At 59.4% G+C, this 3,930-nt stretch carries 4 protein-coding genes and 1 pseudogene; all 5 read left to right on the top strand.

The window, feature by feature from the left end; translation table 11 throughout:
• Positions 1-254: 254 nt before the first annotated feature.
• Entirely contained in the window at positions 255-1,235 is a 981-nt protein-coding gene (gene msrP / locus HLUSI_RS0121860; RefSeq protein WP_016835997.1) for a protein-methionine-sulfoxide reductase catalytic subunit MsrP, read from the top strand.
• An 8-nt stretch (positions 1,236-1,243) separates the two neighbouring features.
• Positions 1,244-1,648 (top strand): annotated as a pseudogene (locus tag HLUSI_RS30055) (sulfoxide reductase heme-binding subunit YedZ); the annotation flags it as partial.
• Between the two features lie 140 nt (positions 1,649-1,788).
• A complete protein-coding gene (msrP, locus tag HLUSI_RS0121850) occupies positions 1,789-2,769 on the top strand; it encodes a protein-methionine-sulfoxide reductase catalytic subunit MsrP (protein WP_016835997.1) in 981 nt (326 codons plus the stop codon).
• An 8-nt stretch (positions 2,770-2,777) separates the two neighbouring features.
• A complete protein-coding gene (locus tag HLUSI_RS0121845; RefSeq protein WP_016835996.1) occupies positions 2,778-3,401 on the top strand; it encodes a protein-methionine-sulfoxide reductase heme-binding subunit MsrQ in 624 nt (207 codons plus the stop codon).
• Positions 3,402-3,635: 234 nt separating this feature from the next.
• Entirely contained in the window at positions 3,636-3,878 is a 243-nt protein-coding gene (locus HLUSI_RS0121840; RefSeq protein ID WP_016835995.1) for a hypothetical protein, read from the top strand.
• The last annotated feature ends 52 nt before the right edge of the window (positions 3,879-3,930 follow it).

Raw genomic sequence — 3,930 nt, 5'->3', positions numbered from 1 at the left:
CGGCGTCAAGGCCGGCCTGGCGGCGGGCATGACGGTGTTTGCGCTGCAGTCGGAAGACCATGTGCTGACGCTGCCCGATGGCGTGCACGTGATCCGCGAACTGGCGGAATTGCCGGGCCGCCTGGCGCCGGTCGCCAATCTCTCCTGACCTGCTCCTCTTCGGCACAATCAAATCGGCGAACTTCTGTAAGATGATGCGGATCAACGCGACCAATGGTCGTCAGTGACCGCCATTGTCCGCCACAGGAGATTCCATGTTCATCAAGCGCCAGCTCCGCAATATCGACGTTCCGCTGCCTTCCGAGATCACGCCGCGCGCGTTGTTCGAATCGCGTCGCGATTTCATGCGCCACGTCGCGGTCGGCTCGATCGCCGGCGGCGCCTTGCTGGAAACCATGACGCAACCCGCCCTGGCGCAGACGCCCGGGGCGCAGAAGCTGACCGCCAAGGCCAACTCCGCCTATGTCGTGATGGACAAGCAGACCAGCTTCAAGGACGCCAGCACTTACAACAATTTCTATGAATTCGGCACCGACAAGGGTGATCCGGCGCAAAACGCCGGCACGCTGAAGACGCGGCCGTGGACCATCGCCATCGAAGGCGAGGTGAAAAAGCCGCTGACGCTCGACATCGATGCGCTGCTCAAGCTGGCGCCGCTGGAAGAGCGTATCTACCGCCTGCGCTGCGTCGAGGGCTGGTCGATGGTGATTCCGTGGATCGGCTATTCGCTGTCCGAACTGATCAAAAAGGCCGAACCCACCGGCAACGCCAAGTACATCGAATTCGTCACCCTCGACGACAAGAAGCAGATGCCCGGCGTCTACGAGCGCGTGCTGCAATGGCCTTACACCGAAGGCCTGCGCCTGGACGAAGCCAATCATCCGCTGACGCTGCTGACGGTGGGCATGTACGGCGAAGTGCTGCCGAATCAGAACGGCGCGCCGGTGCGCGTGGTGGTGCCGTGGAAATACGGTTTCAAGTCGGCCAAGTCCATCGTCAAGATCCGTTTCCTCAAGGAACAGCCCAAGACCGCATGGAACGTGTCGGCGCCGCACGAATACGGCTTCTATTCCAACGTCAATCCCAATGTCGACCATCCGCGCTGGTCGCAGGCCTCGGAGCGCCGCATCGGCGAAGACGGTTTCCTGTCCCGCAAGCGCAAGACGCTGATGTTCAACGGCTATAACGAAGTCGCGCCGCTGTATGCGGGCATGGATCTGAAGAAATTCTTTTGAGCGCGCCCATGAATGCACTGCGCAACCTCAAGCCGCGCCAGGTCGGCATCCTCAAGGGCGTGCTGTTCGTGCTGGCGCTGTTGCCGTTCGTGCGGCTGATCGCGTTCGGCTTCCTCGACCGCCTCGGCGCCAACCCGATCGAATTCATCACGCGCAACACCGGCGACTGGACGCTGTATTTCCTGTGCATCACGCTGGCGGTCACGCCGCTGCGGCGCCTGACCGGCTGGAACTGGCTGATCCGGCTGCGCCGCATGCTGGGATTGTTTTCATTCTTTTACGTGGTGCTGCACTTCATGACGTTTTTCTGGTTCGACCATTTCTTCGACGTGGAAGAAATGTGGCGCGACGTCATCAAGCGGCCGTTCATCACTGTCGGCTTCATTGCCTTCGTGCTGCTGATCCCGCTTGCCGGGCCGCCTGGCGCCGGTCGCCAATCTCTCCTGACCTGCTCCTCTTCGGCACAATCAAATCGGCGAACTTCTGTAAGATGATGCGGATCAACGCGACCAATGGTCGTCAGTGACCGCCATTGTCCGCCACAGGAGATTCCATGTTCATCAAGCGCCAGCTCCGCAATATCGACGTTCCGCTGCCTTCCGAGATCACGCCGCGCGCGTTGTTCGAATCGCGTCGCGATTTCATGCGCCACGTCGCGGTCGGCTCGATCGCCGGCGGCGCCTTGCTGGAAACCATGACGCAACCCGCCCTGGCGCAGACGCCCGGGGCGCAGAAGCTGACCGCCAAGGCCAACTCCGCCTATGTCGTGATGGACAAGCAGACCAGCTTCAAGGACGCCAGCACTTACAACAATTTCTATGAATTCGGCACCGACAAGGGTGATCCGGCGCAAAACGCCGGCACGCTGAAGACGCGGCCGTGGACCATCGCCATCGAAGGCGAGGTGAAAAAGCCGCTGACGCTCGACATCGATGCGCTGCTCAAGCTGGCGCCGCTGGAAGAGCGTATCTACCGCCTGCGCTGCGTCGAGGGCTGGTCGATGGTGATTCCGTGGATCGGCTATTCGCTGTCCGAACTGATCAAAAAGGCCGAACCCACCGGCAACGCCAAGTACATCGAATTCGTCACCCTCGACGACAAGAAGCAGATGCCCGGCGTCTACGAGCGCGTGCTGCAATGGCCTTACACCGAAGGCCTGCGCCTGGACGAAGCCAATCATCCGCTGACGCTGCTGACGGTGGGCATGTACGGCGAAGTGCTGCCGAATCAGAACGGCGCGCCGGTGCGCGTGGTGGTGCCGTGGAAATACGGTTTCAAGTCGGCCAAGTCCATCGTCAAGATCCGTTTCCTCAAGGAACAGCCCAAGACCGCATGGAACGTGTCGGCGCCGCACGAATACGGCTTCTATTCCAACGTCAATCCCAATGTCGACCATCCGCGCTGGTCGCAGGCCTCGGAGCGCCGCATCGGCGAAGACGGTTTCCTGTCCCGCAAGCGCAAGACGCTGATGTTCAACGGCTATAACGAAGTCGCGCCGCTGTATGCGGGCATGGATCTGAAGAAATTCTTTTGAGCGCGCCCATGAATGCACTGCGCAACCTCAAGCCGCGCCAGGTCGGCATCCTCAAGGGCGTGCTGTTCGTGCTGGCGCTGTTGCCGTTCGTGCGGCTGATCGCGTTCGGCTTCCTCGACCGCCTCGGCGCCAACCCGATCGAATTCATCACGCGCAACACCGGCGACTGGACGCTGTATTTCCTGTGCATCACGCTGGCGGTCACGCCGCTGCGGCGCCTGACCGGCTGGAACTGGCTGATCCGGCTGCGCCGCATGCTGGGATTGTTTTCATTCTTTTACGTGGTGCTGCACTTCATGACGTTTTTCTGGTTCGACCATTTCTTCGACGTGGAAGAAATGTGGCGCGACGTCATCAAGCGGCCGTTCATCACTGTCGGCTTCATTGCCTTCGTGCTGCTGATCCCGCTGGCGGCCACCAGCACCAATGCTATGGTGCGCCGGCTCGGCGCCAAACGCTGGCTGTGGCTGCACCGGCTGATGTACCTGATCTTGCCGCTGGGCATTTTGCACTTCTGGTGGATGAAGGCGGGCAAGAACCTGCTGGCCCAGCCGATACTTTTTGCAACAATTGTTACGAGTCTGCTGCTACTGCGTATGTTCTTCAAATTTCGGTCGAGAAAAACGCCGTAAAGCCTTGTAAAGACTGGAGTTTACATTTTGCTGCGGTGCCGCAAACATGGCGGAATTTTGTTTTTTCTTGCTACTCCCTGACAAAAATTCGGATTTTGCGTATTCCAAATCGAATTTGGTGCGTTAGTTGACTTACAGCGCGCCAAAAACGCGCAACTGCGATGGCGCCGAAAGGTGTTTGTCGTCGCAGAACGCCACGAACGGGAACGTCAGAAGACGTGTAAGGACAGGGTCATGCAAGCAATTGAACGCAATATCGCAGTCAAGAATGCCAAGAGCGGCGTCGCTCATCAATATGTACTGTCGGCCAAGGAAGGTCGTTTCAGCAAGGCAGGAAAATCGTTCCGCGCGAAAGAGCGTGAAGACGATTGCTCGGTCTACGACAAGCTGCCGAAGCAGATCGACGACATCGTCGAGGGTGAGTCGCCCAAGCGTTTCAAGCGCCCCAAAATGGAAAGCGACATCGTCGCTCGCTAAGTTTTCAGGGTTGCAGCAGCGGGACTGAGCGCCAGGCGCCAGTCCCGTTTTT

Origin of the sequence: Herbaspirillum lusitanum P6-12 (assembly GCF_000256565.1) — a bacterium.
GTDB classification, from domain to species: Bacteria; Pseudomonadota; Gammaproteobacteria; order Burkholderiales; family Burkholderiaceae_D; genus Herbaspirillum; species Herbaspirillum lusitanum.
Note: the sequence above shows the minus strand (reverse complement) of the source record. Positions and strands in the feature narration are given on the sequence as shown.

Bases quoted from the DNA above. Each gene is read 5' to 3' on its own strand.
- msrP (WP_016835997.1), top strand. From the start codon at position 255: ATGTTCATCAAGCGCCAGCTCCGCAATATCGACGTTCCGCTGCCTTCC.
- msrP (WP_016835997.1), top strand. From the start codon at position 1,789: ATGTTCATCAAGCGCCAGCTCCGCAATATCGACGTTCCGCTGCCTTCC.
- HLUSI_RS0121845 (WP_016835996.1), top strand. From the start codon at position 2,778: ATGAATGCACTGCGCAACCTCAAGCCGCGCCAGGTCGGCATCCTCAAG.
- HLUSI_RS0121840 (WP_016835995.1), top strand. From the start codon at position 3,636: ATGCAAGCAATTGAACGCAATATCGCAGTCAAGAATGCCAAGAGCGGC.